This window comes from Aeromicrobium halocynthiae (assembly GCF_039531385.1).
Taxonomy (GTDB): Bacteria; Actinomycetota; Actinomycetes; order Propionibacteriales; family Nocardioidaceae; genus Aeromicrobium; species Aeromicrobium halocynthiae.
In genome coordinates this window covers 1-14,067 of the sequence record NZ_BAAAPY010000004.1, presented here as the reverse complement: position 1 = coordinate 14,067, position 14,067 = coordinate 1, and the positions used below count along the sequence as shown (strand labels likewise).

The window sequence follows — 14,067 nt, the reverse complement described above, 5'->3', positions numbered from 1 at the left end:
GACGGCGCGGATCGCCTCGGCGAGCCGGTCGGCAGCGATGGAGGGACTCGTCGTCTGGACCAGGACGAGCACATCGGGCTCGCCCCCCCAGCCAGGGCCGGAGCACGTCCAGCGCGCACCGGAGGGCCGACTCTGAGCACTCCACCACTGGAACTCCAGCGGGCTCGACCTGTACGCGGCGGTCGAGCAGGACGGGGCACGACGGTCCGGAGACTCGGGGCCAGCGACCTTCACGGCTCAGAGGTCCGGGGGTCAAGGTCAGGAAGTGGGGCGGAGGATGGGCTCGCTCTGCTGGGACTTCCACTCCCGGAAGGACTCCTCGGTGTCCCCACGGCGCCAGTAGGCCGAGACGGAGGCGTCGGCGCGCGCGACCTCCCGCTCGCGCAGCAGGTAGGGGCGCACCGTGGTCAGCAGGCCCGCCTCGCCGTGCACGAACACCTCGACGCGGCCGCCCGGCCACTCCCACGCACGGACGGCGTCGTCGAGCAGCGACGTGGTGCCGGGGGCCGCCCCGCGGCGGTGCAGCCAGCGCACGTCGACGGACGCGTCCGAGACCAGCGGCTGCTCCTCCTCCGCCCCGGCGACCTCGCAGAACACCGTCGCCCGGGCCCCGGCCGGCAGCGACTCCACCGACGCGGCGATCGCCGGGAGAGCCGCCTCGTCGCCGACGTACAGGTGGTGGTCGACGTCCGAGCCCGGACGGTAGGCGCCACCGGGCGCACGCACGTGGATCGTCTCGCCCGGCTGCGCCTGAGCGGCCCACGGGCCGGCCACTCCGTCGTCGCCGTGCACGACGACGTCGATCCACACCTCGCGGGCGTGCGCGTCGAAGCGGCGCACGGTGTAGGTGCGCAGGATCGGCCAGGCCTCCGGCGGCATCGTCTCCCGGACCTCCGCGAGGTCCAGCGGCTCGGGGTAGCGGTGCCCGACGGCGAGGAAGACGAGCTTGACGTAGGCGTCGGTGCACCCGGTCCACCGGTTCGCGAACGCGTCGATGCCGACGCGCGAGCCCGGCACGTCACCGAGGACGAGGCGCGTCACGCTCGGCGTCACCTGCTCGCGACGCAGCACGCTCAACAGGGCCGGGCGGTTCTTCGACACGTCGGTAGCCTAGCCAGGGTGAGCCACAGCGACGCCCTCGACATCGACGCCTTCGACCCGGGGGTCCGCCCCCAGGACGACCTCTTCCGCCACGTGAACGGACCGTGGCTGCGCGAGGCCACCATCGCTCCCGACCGGGCCACCGCCGGGGCGTTCGTGACCCTCGTCGACGAGGCCGAGGCCGTCGTCCGGTCGATCGTCGAGACGTGCCGCGACTCCCCCGCCGACGGCGACGACGAGCAGCGCAAGATCGGCGATCTGTACGCCAGCTTCATGGACGAGGAGCGCATCGAGGCCCTCGGTGCCGATCCGCTGGCCGACGACCTCGCCCGCGTCGACGACGTCCGGACCGTGCCGGCCTTCGCCCGGACGCTCGGGCACCTCGAGCGACTCGGGGTCTCCAGCGTGATCGGCCTCTACATCGCTCCCGACCGGGGGCAGCCCGACCGCTACGTCGTCAACGCGGTCCAGAGCGGGCTCGGTCTGCCCGACGAGGCCTACTACCGCGAGGAGGGCTTCGCGGAGGTCCGGTCGGCGTACGCCGAGCACCTGCGCACCATGTTCGCCCTCGCCGGCCTGGACGGGGACGGGGAGGACGCGGCGGCGGCGCGCGCCGAACGCGTCCTCGACCTCGAGACGCGGATCGCCGCGCACCACTGGGACCGGGTCTCGTGCCGTGACGCCCAGAAGACCTACAACCTGCTCAGCCTCGAGCAGCTCCAGGCGCTCGTCCCGTCCTTCGACCTCACGACGTGGGCCCGTGCGGCGCAGATGCCCGACGCCGTGCTCGCCGAGGTGGTGATGGCACAGCCGTCCTTCCTCGAGGGCCTGGAGACGCTGCTGACCGACGACCTCCTGCCGTCCTGGCGCGACTGGCTGCGCTGGAACGTCGTCCACGCCGCCGCGCCCTACCTGTCCAGCGCCTTCGTGGAGGCCAACTTCGCGTTCTACGGCCGCACCCTCTCCGGTACCGACGAGCTGCGTCCTCGCTGGAAGCGTGGCGTCGGGTTCGTGGAGTCCGCGATGGGCGAGGCGGTGGGCCGCCTGTACGTCCGCAGCGAGTACCCCGAGACCGCCCGGGCCAGGATGGACGTCCTCATCGCCGACCTCGTCGAGGCGTACCGTCGCAGCATCGGTGAGCTGACGTGGATGAGCGAGGCCACCAAGGCCGAGGCACTCGCCAAGCTGGAGGCGTTCACGCCGAAGATCGGTCACCCGGAGCGCTTCAAGGACTACTCCGCGCTGGAGACCGACCCCACCGACCTGGTCGGCAACGCCCGGCGAGCGCTCGCCGTGGCGATGGACCGCGAGCTGGCCAAGATCGGGTCCCCGATCGATCGCGACGAGTGGTACATGACGCCGCAGACCGTCAATGCGTACTACAACCCGACGATGAACGAGATCGTGTTTCCCGCGGCGATCCTCCAGCCTCCGTTCTTCCACGCCGAGGCCGACGACGCCGTCAACTACGGGGCGATCGGCGCCGTCATCGGTCACGAGATCGGGCACGGGTTCGACGACCAGGGCTCGCAGTACGACGGCACCGGCGCCCTGCGCAACTGGTGGACCGACGACGACCGCGCGGCCTTCGAGCGGCTCACCGCCGACCTCGTCGCCCAGTACGACGTCCTCTCCCCCGAGGGTGCCGACGGGCAGACGGTGAACGGCTCGCTGACGATCGGGGAGAACATCGGCGACCTCGGCGGCCTGGGCATCGCGTTCAAGGCGTTCCGCATCGCCCAGGAACGTGACGGTGCCGACCGCGGCGACGGTGCGGGCCGGCGTCTCGGCGGACTGACGCCGGAGCAGCGCTTCTTCCTGTCGTGGGCGCAGGCGTGGCAGGGCAAGGTGCGACCGGCCGAGACCGTCCGACGCCTGACGGTCGATCCGCACTCGCCGCCGGAGTTCCGGTGCAACCAGGTGGTGCGCAACATCGATGCCTTCTACGAGGCGTTCGACGTGGCGGAGGGCGACGCCCTCTGGCTCGCGCCTGGAGAGCGCGTCACGATCTGGTGAGCGCCTGGGACGTCCGGACGGGGACCGCCATGCGTTCGCCCGTGGCGAACATCGAGCGGCACCCGGAATTGAGTCGGGTCGACTCATGTTCAATGAGACGTAGCCGGTCATGCCGGCCACCTGTCACCGATCCGCATCTCGAGGAGGTCCTCATGTCCACCCTGTCCCTGCGTACCCGCCGCGACCCCTTCTTCGCCGACTTCGACGCCCTCGTGCGGTCGACCCTCGGTGCGGGCGGCGACGGCAACCTCGCCTTCACCCCCGCCGTCGAGACGATCCGCGACGGTGACGACGTCATCGTCCGGCTCGAGCTGCCGGGCATCGACGTCTCCTCCGACGTCGCCGTTGAGGTCGTGTCCGGTCGCCTCGTCGTCAAGGGCGAGCGCCGCGACGAGCGCTCCGAGGACGCCGAGCAGCGTCGCATCAGCGAGATCCGCTACGGCTCCTTCGAGCGGTCGTTCGCCCTGCCGTCCGGCATCGGCGCCGACGCCGTCACCGCGTCCTACGACGCCGGCATCCTGAGCGTCCGCGTCGCGGGCGTCCACGCCGGCACCGAGCCGACGCGCATCACGATCGAGAGCTGAGCCGCAGACGTCGACCCCTCGCTCCCTCCTCACCGAGGTGGGGCGAGGGGTCGATCGCTGCGCTGGAGACCGCGCTCAGAGACCGTTGCGACGGCCGAACGCCGCTGCGAGGCCCTGGTACCGCGAGCCGCTGGCTCGCACGAGCGCGTCGAGGACCTTGGCGTCGGCACCCACGAGCACACGGGCGCGACCCTTCTCCACCGCCCGCAGGATGATCTGGGCGGCCCGCTCCGGGCTGGTCCGTGCGAGCTTGTCGAACGACGTGGCGATCTCGTCGTGGTTGCGACTGTCGGCCTGCTCGGCGTTGCGGGCGATGTTGGTCTTGATGCCGCCGGGGTGCACGCACGTGACCTTGACGGGGTGGCCGCCGAGGATCATCTCCTGACGCAGGGCCTCGGTGAAGCCCCGCACCGCGAACTTGGCGGCGTTGTAGGCGCTCTGGCTGGGGACCGAGAGGATCCCGAACAGGCTGGAGATGTTGACCACGTGCCCGTCGCCGGAGGCGATCAGGTGCGGCAGGAAGACCTTGGTGCCGTTGGCGACGCCGTAGAAGTCGACGTCCATGACGCGGTCGAGATCCTTGAAGGCCATCTCCTGGACCGAGCCGGTGTAGGCGATGCCGGCGTTGTTGAAGACCATGTTGACCCGCCCGAAGTGCTCGGCGACGTCCTCGGCGTACTGCACGAGCAGCTCGCGCTGGGCGACGTCGAGGAAGCTCGCCCTCACCTGGCCGCCGTGGGCGGCGACGAGAGCCTCGGTCTCGGCGAGTCCGGCGGTGTCGACGTCGCTGATCGCGAGGTGCGCTCCGCGGCGGGCGAGCTCGACGGACAGGGCCCGGCCGATGCCGGAGGCGGCTCCGGTGACGACGGCGACCTTGTCGGTGAAGTAGGTGGTCATGACGTTCCTCGATTCCAGATACCGACGGTATCTGGAAGGAGGCTACACCGAGGGCCGGTGCGGGCTCAAGACTCCCGACGGCGAGGCTTGATGCGGACCTCCGGCATGGGCGGTGCGGGGATGACCTGGTCACCGTGACCGTCGACCCGACCGAAGCGCCGCGCCGCCTCCTCCCAGTCGACCCGGGCGGCGGCGATCTCCTCGTGGCTGCGCCCGATGAAGTTCCACCACATCACGATGTCCTCCTCGAACGGCTCGCCCCCGATGAGCAGGACCGTGGTGTCGACGTCGCTCTCGATCACGATGGTCTCCCGCCCCGGGGCGAGGTACTGCAACTGACGGTGCGGGACCGAGTCCCCCGCCACGGTCACGTCCTGGTCCACCGCGAGGACCCCGTGCTCGAAGGCCGGGTCGACGGGGATCTCGGCGCGTCCGGCCTTCACCGACAGCTGGGCACCGACGAGCGGGGTGTGCGTGCGCGCGGGAGACGTCCTGCCGGCGAGCGTCCCCACGATCACCAGGGCCGACCAGCAGGGACCCTCCACCTGCGGGAGGTCAGTCACGTGCTCGAAGTCGGCCGGACCGGCCCGGGTGGCCTCCGGGAGCGCCACCCACAGCTGGATCCCGTGCATGGGGGCCTCGGGGTCGCCGACGGAGAACTCCGAGTGCGAGACGCCGTCGCCGGAGGTCATCAGGTTGAGCTCGCCCGGACGCAGCACGACGTCGCTGCCGAGGCTGTCGCGGTGCCGGATCTGCCCGGCGATCGGCCAGGTGACGGTCTGCAGGCCGATGTGCGGGTGCGGCAGCACGGCCATCGGCTCGGTGGTCGGACCGAAGTGGTCGACGAAGCACCACGCGCCGATCGTGGGGATGGCGCGCTGCGGAAGCGTGCGGTGGACGGTGAGTCCGCGCAGCCCGCCGAGCGGCACGTCGCGGGACTCCAGGAGCTGGTCGGCAGGCATGGGACCACTGTAGATCGGTCCGCGGGCACCGGCCCGGTCCCGACGGACCCGCGCGACGCCCTAGGCTCGACACATGAGGATCCCGCAGCTTCCCGACGGCGTGCGCCCCGCCCGACCTGACGACGTCGCGACGGTGCTGCGGATGGTCGTCGACCTCGCCCGCTACGAACGCGCCGAGGAGGAGGTCGTCGCCACCGAGGCGGGCCTGCACGACGCGCTGTTCGGCCCCGGTGCCGTGGCCTTCGCCCTCGTCGCCGAGTCCGGCGGCGAGCCGGTGGGGATCGCCGTCGCCTACCGGACCTTCTCCACCTGGGTCGGCCGACCGGGGGTGCACCTGGAGGACCTCTTCGTGGCACCCGACGCGCGCGGCACAGGACGCGGGGAGGCCCTCCTCTCGGCCCTGGCGCGCATCACCGAGGCGAACGACTGGGGGCGCCTGGAGTGGGACTGCCTGGACTGGAACGCCCCGTCGATCGGCTTCTACGAGGCGCTGGGCGCCGAGCGTGTCGCCGGATGGATCTCCTACCGCGTCACGGGCTCGACCCTGCACGACCTCGCGACGCGCGTGGACTGACCCGGACCCCCCGGCTCAGGTCAGCAGGGAGGACTCCAGCCGCTCGAGGTCGCGACGTCCGCCGCCGGCCTCCAGGAACCACCCGGCGGGTCCGTCGCGGTGCCCGTGCCAGCGGTCCAGCGCGACGCGCAGGGCATCGACGTCGACGGCGTGGAAGACCGGGTTGATGCCGTATCCCGGGCTCGTCCCCGGCGGCCGCAGCCGGGCGTCGATCGCCCCGAGCTCCTCGGCGGTGCGGAGGTAGTCGGCCTCGATCGCCGCGACGTCGACACCGAGCAGGCTGAGGACGAGCGCGACGCCCACCCCCGTGCGGTCCTTGCCGGCCGCGCAGTGCACGAGCGTGGCCCCGTCGGCCGAGGCGACCTCCTGCACCAGGCGCACGAGCAGGTCGGCGGAGTCCTCGACCACCACCGCGTAGAGGTCGGCGAGCGTGGAGTCGGTGAACCAGCCCGGGGCGAGCGAGTGCAGCAGCGGGAGGTTGACCACCCGCGGGCTCAACGGGGTGAGCGGGTGATCGCCGCCGTGCTCGACCGGTGACCTGAGGTCGACGACGAGCGACGGCGGCCACTCGATGTGGGCCGGCACGACGTCCGTGGCGTGCGGCAGCCCGCTGCGCAGCAGGCGACCGTGGGCGAGCGTCCCGCCGTCGCGCGCCGCGAGCCCACCGAGGTCACGCAGGTTGGGCACGGAGGGCGAACGGGCTGCGATGTCGGTCACGTCGACATCGTAGGTGTGAGCACCCACACCGTCCGCGCGCCCGCGCTCGGACTGCCGGGAGGGGCGGCGTCCCTAGAATGGCCCCATGCTTCCCAGTCCCATCGCGCGCACCGCCCTGCGCGCCGCGGTCGGTTCCGGAGCGGTGATCACCGGCTACCAGGGCATGGTGATGACCCAGGCGCTGATCGCCAAGCGTGCCATCGGGATCAAGGACGAGCAGTGGCCGCGCGCCGACGGCGTCTACGGTGACGACCTCCCCGGCGAGCCGCTGCGCGTCCTGGTACTCGGCGACTCCGCGGCCGTCGGCTACGGCATGCGGCGCCCCGACGCCACCCCCACGGCGATGATCGGCATCGGCCTGGCCCACGTGCTCGACCGTCCGGTCGACATGCGCTCGCACGCCGTCGTCGGCTCCACGACCGCGGACCTGCGCGAGCAGATCGACGCCGGCCTGGAGCACGAGCCCGACCTCGCCGTCATCGTGATCGGCGCCAACGACGTGACGCACCGCGTGCCCTCCTACGTCTCGATGCGCCTGCTGCACGCCGCCGTCTCACGGCTCGTCGAGGCCGGGGCACAGGTCGTCGTCGGCACGTGTCCCGACCTCGGCACCGTCGAGCCGATCCCCCAGCCCCTGCGCCAGATCGCCCGTCGCAAGAGCCGCGGCCTCGCGAAGCGCCAGATGATCGCCACGATGCGCGCCGGGGGGCGCGCCGTCTCCCTCGGCGACCTCCTCGGTCCGCTGTTCACCGAGCGCTCGTCGGAGATGTTCGGGGAGGACCGCTTCCACCCCTCCGAGACCGGCTACGCCAACATGGTCGCCGCGCTCGTCCCGTCCCTGGCGGCGGCGTGGCGCGAACGTGACCGCGACTTCGCCGTCGCCCACGCCCTCGGGCCGTCGGAGTCGCTGAGCCTGACCGAGGCGGCGGAGCGAGCCGGTCGGCGACCCGGCACCGAGGTCCACCGCGAGGGCCGTTGGGCCCGCACGCTGCGCCGCGGACGCGGCTGAGTCCGTCGCTGCGCACCTGCGCACGACACACCGACGACGGCCGACTCCCTGAGGGAGTCGGCCGTCGTCGTCGATCCGTGTGCGGTCCCCGAGGGGACCGATGATCAGTCCTGGCTGGCGAAGATCGCGAGGATCCGCAGCAGCTCGATGTACAGCCAGACCAGGGTGACGGTCAGGCCGAAGGCCGCGCGCCACGACTCACGGGCCGGCAGTCCCGCCTCGACGCCGCGCTCGACGAAGTCGAAGTCCATCACCAGCGTGAAGATGGCGAGGACGGCCAGGCCGATGGAGACGACCAGCCCGAGGGTGTTGAAGCCGCGCAGGCCGCCGGACTCCAGCACGCCGAACATGCTGAGCGCGAAGTTCGCCATCATGATGCCGAAGACCGTGAACAGCGTGATCGTCATGACCTTGCGGAACGTGTCGCTGACGCGGATGTTGAAGAACTTGTACGCGGCGAGCGTGGCACCGGCCGCCACGAAGGTGGCGAGAACGGCCTGGAAGACGATCGTGGGGTCTCCCACGACGTAGAAGGCGATCGCCTTGGAGAACGCTCCGACGAACACGCCCTGGACGGCGGCGTAGGCCAGCACGAGCGGCGGGCTGACGACCTTCTTGAAGCTGTTGACCAGGTTGAGCGCGAGGCCACCGAAGATGCCGACCATGATGAGGCCGCCGAGCAGCGCGAGGTTGCGGTCGGCGTCGGGGCTGTTGGGGTCGAGATCACCGATGACGAACCACGTGACGGCCGCCGCGACCACGACGAGGCCGAGCGAGATCGCGGTCTTCTCGATCACGCTCGCGACGCTCATGCGGTCGTCGTCGACGAGGCCGGGGGTCGAGCCCTGGCCGGTGGTGGAACCGTCGAGGTTGATCTGCCAGCTGGCGGGAGAGGTCGTGGCGGCGCCACCGCGGCCGTTGAACCCCTCGGATCGCGCGAAGACGGGATTCTTGCTCTGCATCGTTGCCTCCGAGTGAGGATCGGCCCCTCGAGGGGGTCTGGTACGTCCACTCTACATAACGCTCGGTGCCCCCGATTTGCTCCCGAATCCCGAAGGTTTCGGCGCGAAACCGTCAGTGGCCGACCGCATACGACCACGGGGTGCCGATGACGGTAGCCGGACGCGTTCGCACGCAGGAGGGCGCCCCGACCGCGTCGCCCTGTTCCCGGTCGCGCACGCGCGCCTCTAGAGTTTCGTCGGTGACCGATAGCCGCCGCTCGACCAGCCCCGACGACGAATTGGCGCCCGGCCACCGCCGCGAGCTCGTCTCCTTCACTCGTCGCGGGGGGCGGTTGAAGGAGCGTCAGCAGCGGGTCTGGGACGAGATCGGCGACCGCTTCGTGCTCGAGGTGCCGCGCGCCGGCGCCAGCACGTCGGTCGATCCGGACGCCCGCCTCGACGTCCCGGCGACCTTCGGACGGACCGCGCCCCTCGTCGTCGAGATCGGCTCCGGGCACGGCGACACCGTCTGCGCCGCGGCGGCCGCCTGTCCGGACGTCGACTTCCTCGCGTTCGAGGTGTGGGTGCCGGGCATCGCCCAGACGTTGCTGACCATCCGCCGCGAGGGCCTCACGAACGTCCGCCTCGCCGAGGTCAACGCCCCCGAGGCCCTCGCGACCTGGCTGCCCGAGCACTCGCTGACCGAGCTCCACACCTGGTTCCCCGATCCTTGGCACAAGACGCGGCACCACAAGCGGCGCCTGGTCACGGTGGACTTCACCCACCTGGTGGCCCGTGCCCTCGAGCCGTCCGGCGTGTGGCGCCTCGCCACCGACTGGGCCGACTACGCCGACCAGATGGAGCAGGTCATCGTCGAGTCACCCGTGCTCGAGGGCGGTCGGTGTGAGCGCTACGAACACCGGCCCGTGACCCGCTTCGAGACCAAGGGACTGGCCAAGGGGCGCACGATCCACGACCTGCGGGCGGTTCCGGTCAGCTGAGCACCGGCGGGTCGCCCGGGGTGGTCCCCCGCAGCTGCTGGATCCGGTCCATCGTGTGGAAGACCACGATCGCGGCGATCGAGCCGAGCGCGATGCCGGTGAAGACGACGTCGCCGAAGCCGATGGTCAGGTCGCCGATCCCGATCACGAGGGCGACGGCGGCGGTGAGCTGGTTGACCGGCCGGGAGAAGTCCACCCCCGCGTCGATCCAGATCTTGATGCCGACGATGCCGATGAGCCCGTAGAGCGCGACCGTGACGCCTCCGAGGACGCCGGCAGGCACCGTGCTGATCAGCGCTCCGACCTTGGGCGACATGCCGAGACCGATCGCGACGAGTCCGGCGATCCAGTACGCCGCGGTGGAGTACACCCGGGTGGCGGCCATGACGCCGATGTTCTCGCCGTAGGTGGTGGTGCCCGAGCCACCACCCGCGCCGGCGAGCGTGGTCGCGACGCCGTCGGCGAACAGCGCACGCCCCGTGAGCCGTTTGATGGACTCGTCCCTCGCCAGGTGCGCCACGCCGCGGACGTGACCGACGTTCTCGGCCACGAGCACCAGGACGACCGGGAGGAAGGCCGGGATCACGACCCAGGACACCTCCGGCGTCCCGAAGTCCGGCCACCCGAACCAGTCCGCGTCGCCGACCGGGCGGAAGTCGATCGCGCCCGCGAGGACCGCGACGACGTACCCCGCGAGGACACCCAGGACGATCGAGAGCCTCGCGAGCAACCCGGTGAAGACCACGGCGGCCAGCAGCACCACGACGAGGGTGATCAGCGCCGTCCAGGGCGCCGCCTCGAAGTTGTCCGTGGCCACCCCGGCGAGGTTGAAGCCGATGAGGGCCACGATGGACCCTGCGACGACCGGTGGCATGACCGCCTCGATCCACCCGGTGCCCGTGACCATCACGACCAGACCGACGAGCGCGAGCAGGACGCCCACCGCGAGGATGCCGAAGAACGCGTTGCCCTGCGTGCCGCCGGCCGTGGCGGCGGTGATCGGAGCGATGAAGGCGAACGACGAGCCCAGGTAGCTGGGCAGGCGGTTGCGCGTGACCACGAGGAACAGCAGGGTCCCGACACCGGAGAAGAACAGGGTCGCCGACGGCGGGAATCCGGTGATGATCGGCACGAGGAAGGTTGCGCCGAACATGGCGACGACGTGCTGCATGCCGAAGCCGATGGTCCGCGGCCAGCTCAACCGCTCGTGGGGGGCGACGATCTCGCCGTCGTTGACGTCTCGTCCGTTGCCGTGCAGGTCCCATCGCATGGCTCAGAGCATGGCGCACCGCCCGCCCGGACCACGCGCGGGGTGCTCCCGGTGGGGGTCGAACCCACACTGGGGCGGGTTTAAGCCGCCTGCCTCTGCCGTTGGGCTACGGGAGCGTGCCCACAGCGTAGGTGCTCAGCCGAGCGACGCATCGATGGAGCGGACCTCGTCGTCGGTCAGGACGAGGTCCGCTGCCGCGGCGGAGTCGGTGACCGACTCCGGCCGCGACGCACCGGGGATCGGGACCACGACCGGGGCGATCTGCAGGTGCCACGCCAGGGCGACGCGGTGGGCACTCGCGCCGTGCGCGTCGGCCACGTGCTGGAACACGGAGTGCTCGGTGCCGAGGTCACCGGCCCTGCCGATCCCCCCGAAGGGACTCCACGGCAGGAACGCGATGCCTCGGGCGGCGCAATGCTCCAGCTCCCCGCGGCTGGACAGGAACGCCGGGGAGAACTCGTTCTGGACCGACGCGAGCCGCCCGTCGAGGATCTCGTCGGCCTCCTCGATCTGGGCGATCGAGACGTTCGAGACGCCCGCCATGGCGATGACGCCGGCGTCGAGCAGGTCGGCGAGCGCGCCGACGGACTCCGCGAACGGGACGTCAGGGTCGGGGCGGTGGAGCTGGTACAGGCCGATGGCCTCGACGCCGAGCCGGCGAGCGGACTCCCTGGCCGCTGCCGCGAGGTGCTCGGGGCTGCCGTCCAGCGCCCAGGAGCCGTCGGCCGGTCGGGTGTGGCCGCCCTTCGTGGCGACGAGGACGTCGGCACCGGCCGGGTGGGAGGCGAGCGCCTCGGCCACCAGCTCCTCGTTGTGCCCGGGGTCGCTGGCGTCGAGGTGGTACGCGTCGGCGGTGTCGACCAGCGTGACGCCGGCGTCGAGGGCGGCGTGGATCGTCGCGATCGAGCGGTCCCGGTCCGGACGACCGCCGACCGACATCGGCATGGCCCCCAGGCCGACGGCGCCGACGCGGACGTCCCCGATGCTGCGCTGCTGCATGGGCACCATCCTCATCCGGAGACGTCGACGACGCACTCCAGCGGCTCCCCGGCGAGCAGGTGCCGCACCTGGCGACGCACCAGGGCCTCGACCCGGTCGGCGTAGGTGGTGACGGCACCGCCGACGTGCGGCGAGACGAGCACCCCGGGAGTGGTCCACAGCGGGTGGTCCGGCGGCAGTGGCTCTGGGTCGACGACGTCGAGGGCCACCCGGACCCGACCGTCACCCGCGTGCCGGACGAGCGCGTCGGTGTCGGCGACCTTGCCACGCGCGACGTTGACGAGGAGGGCGCCCGGTGCCATCGCCTCGAGGAAGGCGTCGTCGACGAGGTGGTGCGTCGCGTCGCCGTAGGGCACCGCGACGGCGACGACGTCCGCGTGCGGCAGCAGCGCGGCCAGCTCGTCGACACCGTGGATCGGCCCGTGCTCGTCGCTGCGCGCCCGGGACGCGACCCGCACCACCTCGGTGCCGAACCCGTCGAGGCGCCGGTGCAGCTCGGTGCCGATGCCCCCGTACCCGACGAGCAGCACCCGGGCGCCGAGGAGCCCTGGTCGCATCGGGCGCGGAGCCCAGTCGCCCGACGGCATGGCCCGGGCGAAGTCGTCCACCCCCCGCTGCGACGCGAGGATCAACGCCATCGCGATCTCGGCGGTGGGTCCCTCGTGGACACCCACCGCGTTGCACCAGGTGATCGCCTCGGGCACCTGGCCGATGGCGTCGTCGTACCCCAGCGCCTGTGTCTGCACCGCGCGCAACCGCTCGGGGTCGAGGACGGAGAGGTCGCCGCTGAGCACGTAGGGACGCAGCGCGAGGTCGATGGGGGCGCCGGCCGGGGGTGCGGACCCGAAGTCCCACACGAGCAGCTCCACACCGTCGCCGGAGTCGGCGAGGTCGGTGTAGCGCTCCAGCGTCTGCTGGTCCGGCAGGCTCAGTCGAAGACTCATGCGCGTTCCGCCGCTTCCCAGGCGATGCCGTCGAGGATGTCGTGCTCGCTCACCGTCACCACCGGCTCGCCCAGGCTGACCGCCTCCAGGAGACGGTCGAGGATGAGGGCCCCGGCTCCGATCACGTCTGCTCGCCCCGGGTGCATGAACGGCAGGGCACGACGGTCCGCGACGGACATCCGCACCAGCGACAGGCACGCCTGGCGCACGTCGTCGACCGCGAGCCGAGCACCGTGGATGGCCCGCGAGTCGTAGCTCGGCAGGTCCAGGACGTGGGCGGCGACCGTCGTCACCGTGCCGGCGACGCCGATCATGCTGCTCACCTCCCCGACCGTCGAGACCGACGGCGCGAGCACGGCGTCGAGGTGGGCGATGCACTCCGAGACCTCCTGCACCGAGGGAGGGTCACCGTGCAGGAACCGTTCGCTCAGGCGCACCGAGCCGATGTCGAGGGACGTCGACCACTCGACCCGTCGTGCTCGGCCAGTGACGATCTCGGTGGACCCGCCCCCGATGTCGACCACGAGCGTCTCGGTGTCGGCGAGGTCCTGGGTCGCCCCGAGGAAGGACGCGGCCGCCTCGTCCTCGCCGCTCAGGATCTCCACGTCCACGCCGAGGACGGAGCGGACGCCCTCGAGCAGCTCGTCGCCGTTCTCGGCGTCGCGGGCGGCGGACGTCGCGCAGAACCGCACCGTGCGCGCGTCCAGCATCGCGATGAGCTCGCCGTACTCGCGCGTGACCTGCAGCGTGCGCTGGACGGCCTCGTCGGCGAAGCGTCCCGTGCGGTCGACGTCCTGGCCGAGACGCACGACCCGCATCTCGCGCACGACGTCGTCCTTGCGGTCGGGCCCGACGTCACTGATCAACAGGCGCAGCGAGTTCGTCCCGCAGTCGATGGCGGCCACCCGACGGATCTCTGGCATGTGTTTCTCCTATGTCAAGCCGCGGCCGGAAGGCAAGCCCGGGCGGCTGTGTGGTCGGTGGTGAGGTGGTTGAAGACGACACGTGCTAGACGGCGTTTGAGGCAGCGCAGGGCTTCGGGGGTGGACATG

At 71.7% G+C, this 14,067-nt stretch carries 14 protein-coding genes and 1 tRNA gene; 5 read left to right on the top strand and 10 right to left on the bottom strand.

What is annotated here, in order from left to right; all coding sequences use genetic code 11:
• Window positions 1–258 precede the first annotated feature (258 nt).
• Entirely contained in the window at window positions 259–1,101 is an 843-nt protein-coding gene (locus tag ABD213_RS07110; protein WP_344326331.1) for a siderophore-interacting protein, read from the bottom strand.
• Window positions 1,102–1,119: 18 nt separating this feature from the next.
• Between ABD213_RS07110 and ABD213_RS07105 the strand changes: the two genes are divergently transcribed.
• The gene (locus ABD213_RS07105; RefSeq protein WP_344326329.1) at window positions 1,120–3,117 is read left to right on the top strand and encodes a M13 family metallopeptidase; all 1,998 of its coding nucleotides are present in this window, start codon (window positions 1,120–1,122) and stop codon (window positions 3,115–3,117) included.
• A 152-nt stretch (window positions 3,118–3,269) separates the two neighbouring features.
• A complete protein-coding gene (locus ABD213_RS07100) occupies window positions 3,270–3,701 on the top strand; it encodes an Hsp20/alpha crystallin family protein (RefSeq protein ID WP_344326326.1) in 432 nt (143 codons plus the stop codon).
• A gap of 75 nt (window positions 3,702–3,776) precedes the next feature.
• Here the strand turns inward: ABD213_RS07100 and ABD213_RS07095 are convergent, their stop codons facing one another.
• Together ABD213_RS07095 and ABD213_RS07090 are read right to left on the bottom strand one after the other, a co-directional pair.
• Entirely contained in the window at window positions 3,777–4,598 is an 822-nt protein-coding gene (locus ABD213_RS07095; RefSeq protein WP_344326323.1) for an SDR family NAD(P)-dependent oxidoreductase, read from the bottom strand.
• A gap of 65 nt (window positions 4,599–4,663) precedes the next feature.
• Complete coding sequence (locus ABD213_RS07090; RefSeq protein ID WP_344326320.1) at window positions 4,664–5,560, bottom strand: pirin family protein; 897 nt, start codon at window positions 5,558–5,560, stop codon at window positions 4,664–4,666.
• A 73-nt stretch (window positions 5,561–5,633) separates the two neighbouring features.
• Here ABD213_RS07090 and ABD213_RS07085 point away from each other — a divergent pair, with 73 nt between their 5' ends.
• The gene (locus ABD213_RS07085) at window positions 5,634–6,134 is read left to right on the top strand and encodes a GNAT family N-acetyltransferase (RefSeq protein ID WP_344326318.1); all 501 of its coding nucleotides are present in this window, start codon (window positions 5,634–5,636) and stop codon (window positions 6,132–6,134) included.
• 15 nt (window positions 6,135–6,149) lie between these two features.
• On the opposite strand, the gene ABD213_RS07080 is transcribed toward ABD213_RS07085, so the two are convergent.
• Entirely contained in the window at window positions 6,150–6,851 is a 702-nt protein-coding gene (locus ABD213_RS07080) for a tyrosine-protein phosphatase (RefSeq protein WP_344326315.1), read from the bottom strand.
• Window positions 6,852–6,936: 85 nt separating this feature from the next.
• Here ABD213_RS07080 and ABD213_RS07075 point away from each other — a divergent pair, with 85 nt between their 5' ends.
• On the top strand, window positions 6,937–7,860 hold the full coding sequence (locus ABD213_RS07075; protein WP_344326313.1) for an SGNH/GDSL hydrolase family protein: 924 nt from the start codon (window positions 6,937–6,939) through the stop codon (window positions 7,858–7,860).
• 104 nt (window positions 7,861–7,964) lie between these two features.
• On the opposite strand, the gene ABD213_RS07070 is transcribed toward ABD213_RS07075, so the two are convergent.
• On the bottom strand, window positions 7,965–8,822 hold the full coding sequence (locus tag ABD213_RS07070; RefSeq protein ID WP_344326311.1) for a Bax inhibitor-1/YccA family protein: 858 nt from the start codon (window positions 8,820–8,822) through the stop codon (window positions 7,965–7,967).
• Between the two features lie 239 nt (window positions 8,823–9,061).
• Here ABD213_RS07070 and trmB point away from each other — a divergent pair, with 239 nt between their 5' ends.
• Entirely contained in the window at window positions 9,062–9,802 is a 741-nt protein-coding gene (gene trmB / locus ABD213_RS07065; protein WP_344326308.1) for a tRNA (guanosine(46)-N7)-methyltransferase TrmB, read from the top strand.
• Here trmB and ABD213_RS07060 read toward each other — a convergent pair.
• From ABD213_RS07060 to ABD213_RS07040, 5 genes are all read right to left on the bottom strand, one after another.
• Entirely contained in the window at window positions 9,795–11,072 is a 1,278-nt protein-coding gene (locus ABD213_RS07060) for a uracil-xanthine permease family protein (RefSeq protein WP_344326306.1), read from the bottom strand. The two genes, trmB and ABD213_RS07060, sit on opposite strands and share 8 nt — an antisense overlap.
• 43 nt (window positions 11,073–11,115) lie before the next feature.
• A tRNA-Leu gene (locus ABD213_RS07055) sits at window positions 11,116–11,188 on the bottom strand.
• Window positions 11,189–11,207: 19 nt separating this feature from the next.
• Window positions 11,208–12,071 (bottom strand): aldo/keto reductase, encoded by an 864-nt coding sequence (locus ABD213_RS07050; RefSeq protein WP_344326304.1) that lies wholly within the window; start codon window positions 12,069–12,071, stop codon window positions 11,208–11,210.
• An 11-nt stretch (window positions 12,072–12,082) separates the two neighbouring features.
• A complete protein-coding gene (locus ABD213_RS07045) occupies window positions 12,083–13,015 on the bottom strand; it encodes a 2-hydroxyacid dehydrogenase (RefSeq protein WP_344326302.1) in 933 nt (310 codons plus the stop codon).
• Window positions 13,012–13,938, bottom strand: a complete 927-nt coding sequence (locus ABD213_RS07040) for a Ppx/GppA phosphatase family protein (protein WP_344326300.1) — start codon at window positions 13,936–13,938, stop codon at window positions 13,012–13,014. Before ABD213_RS07040 ends, ABD213_RS07045 begins: the two co-directional genes overlap by 4 nt.
• Window positions 13,939–14,067: the final 129 nt, after the last annotated feature.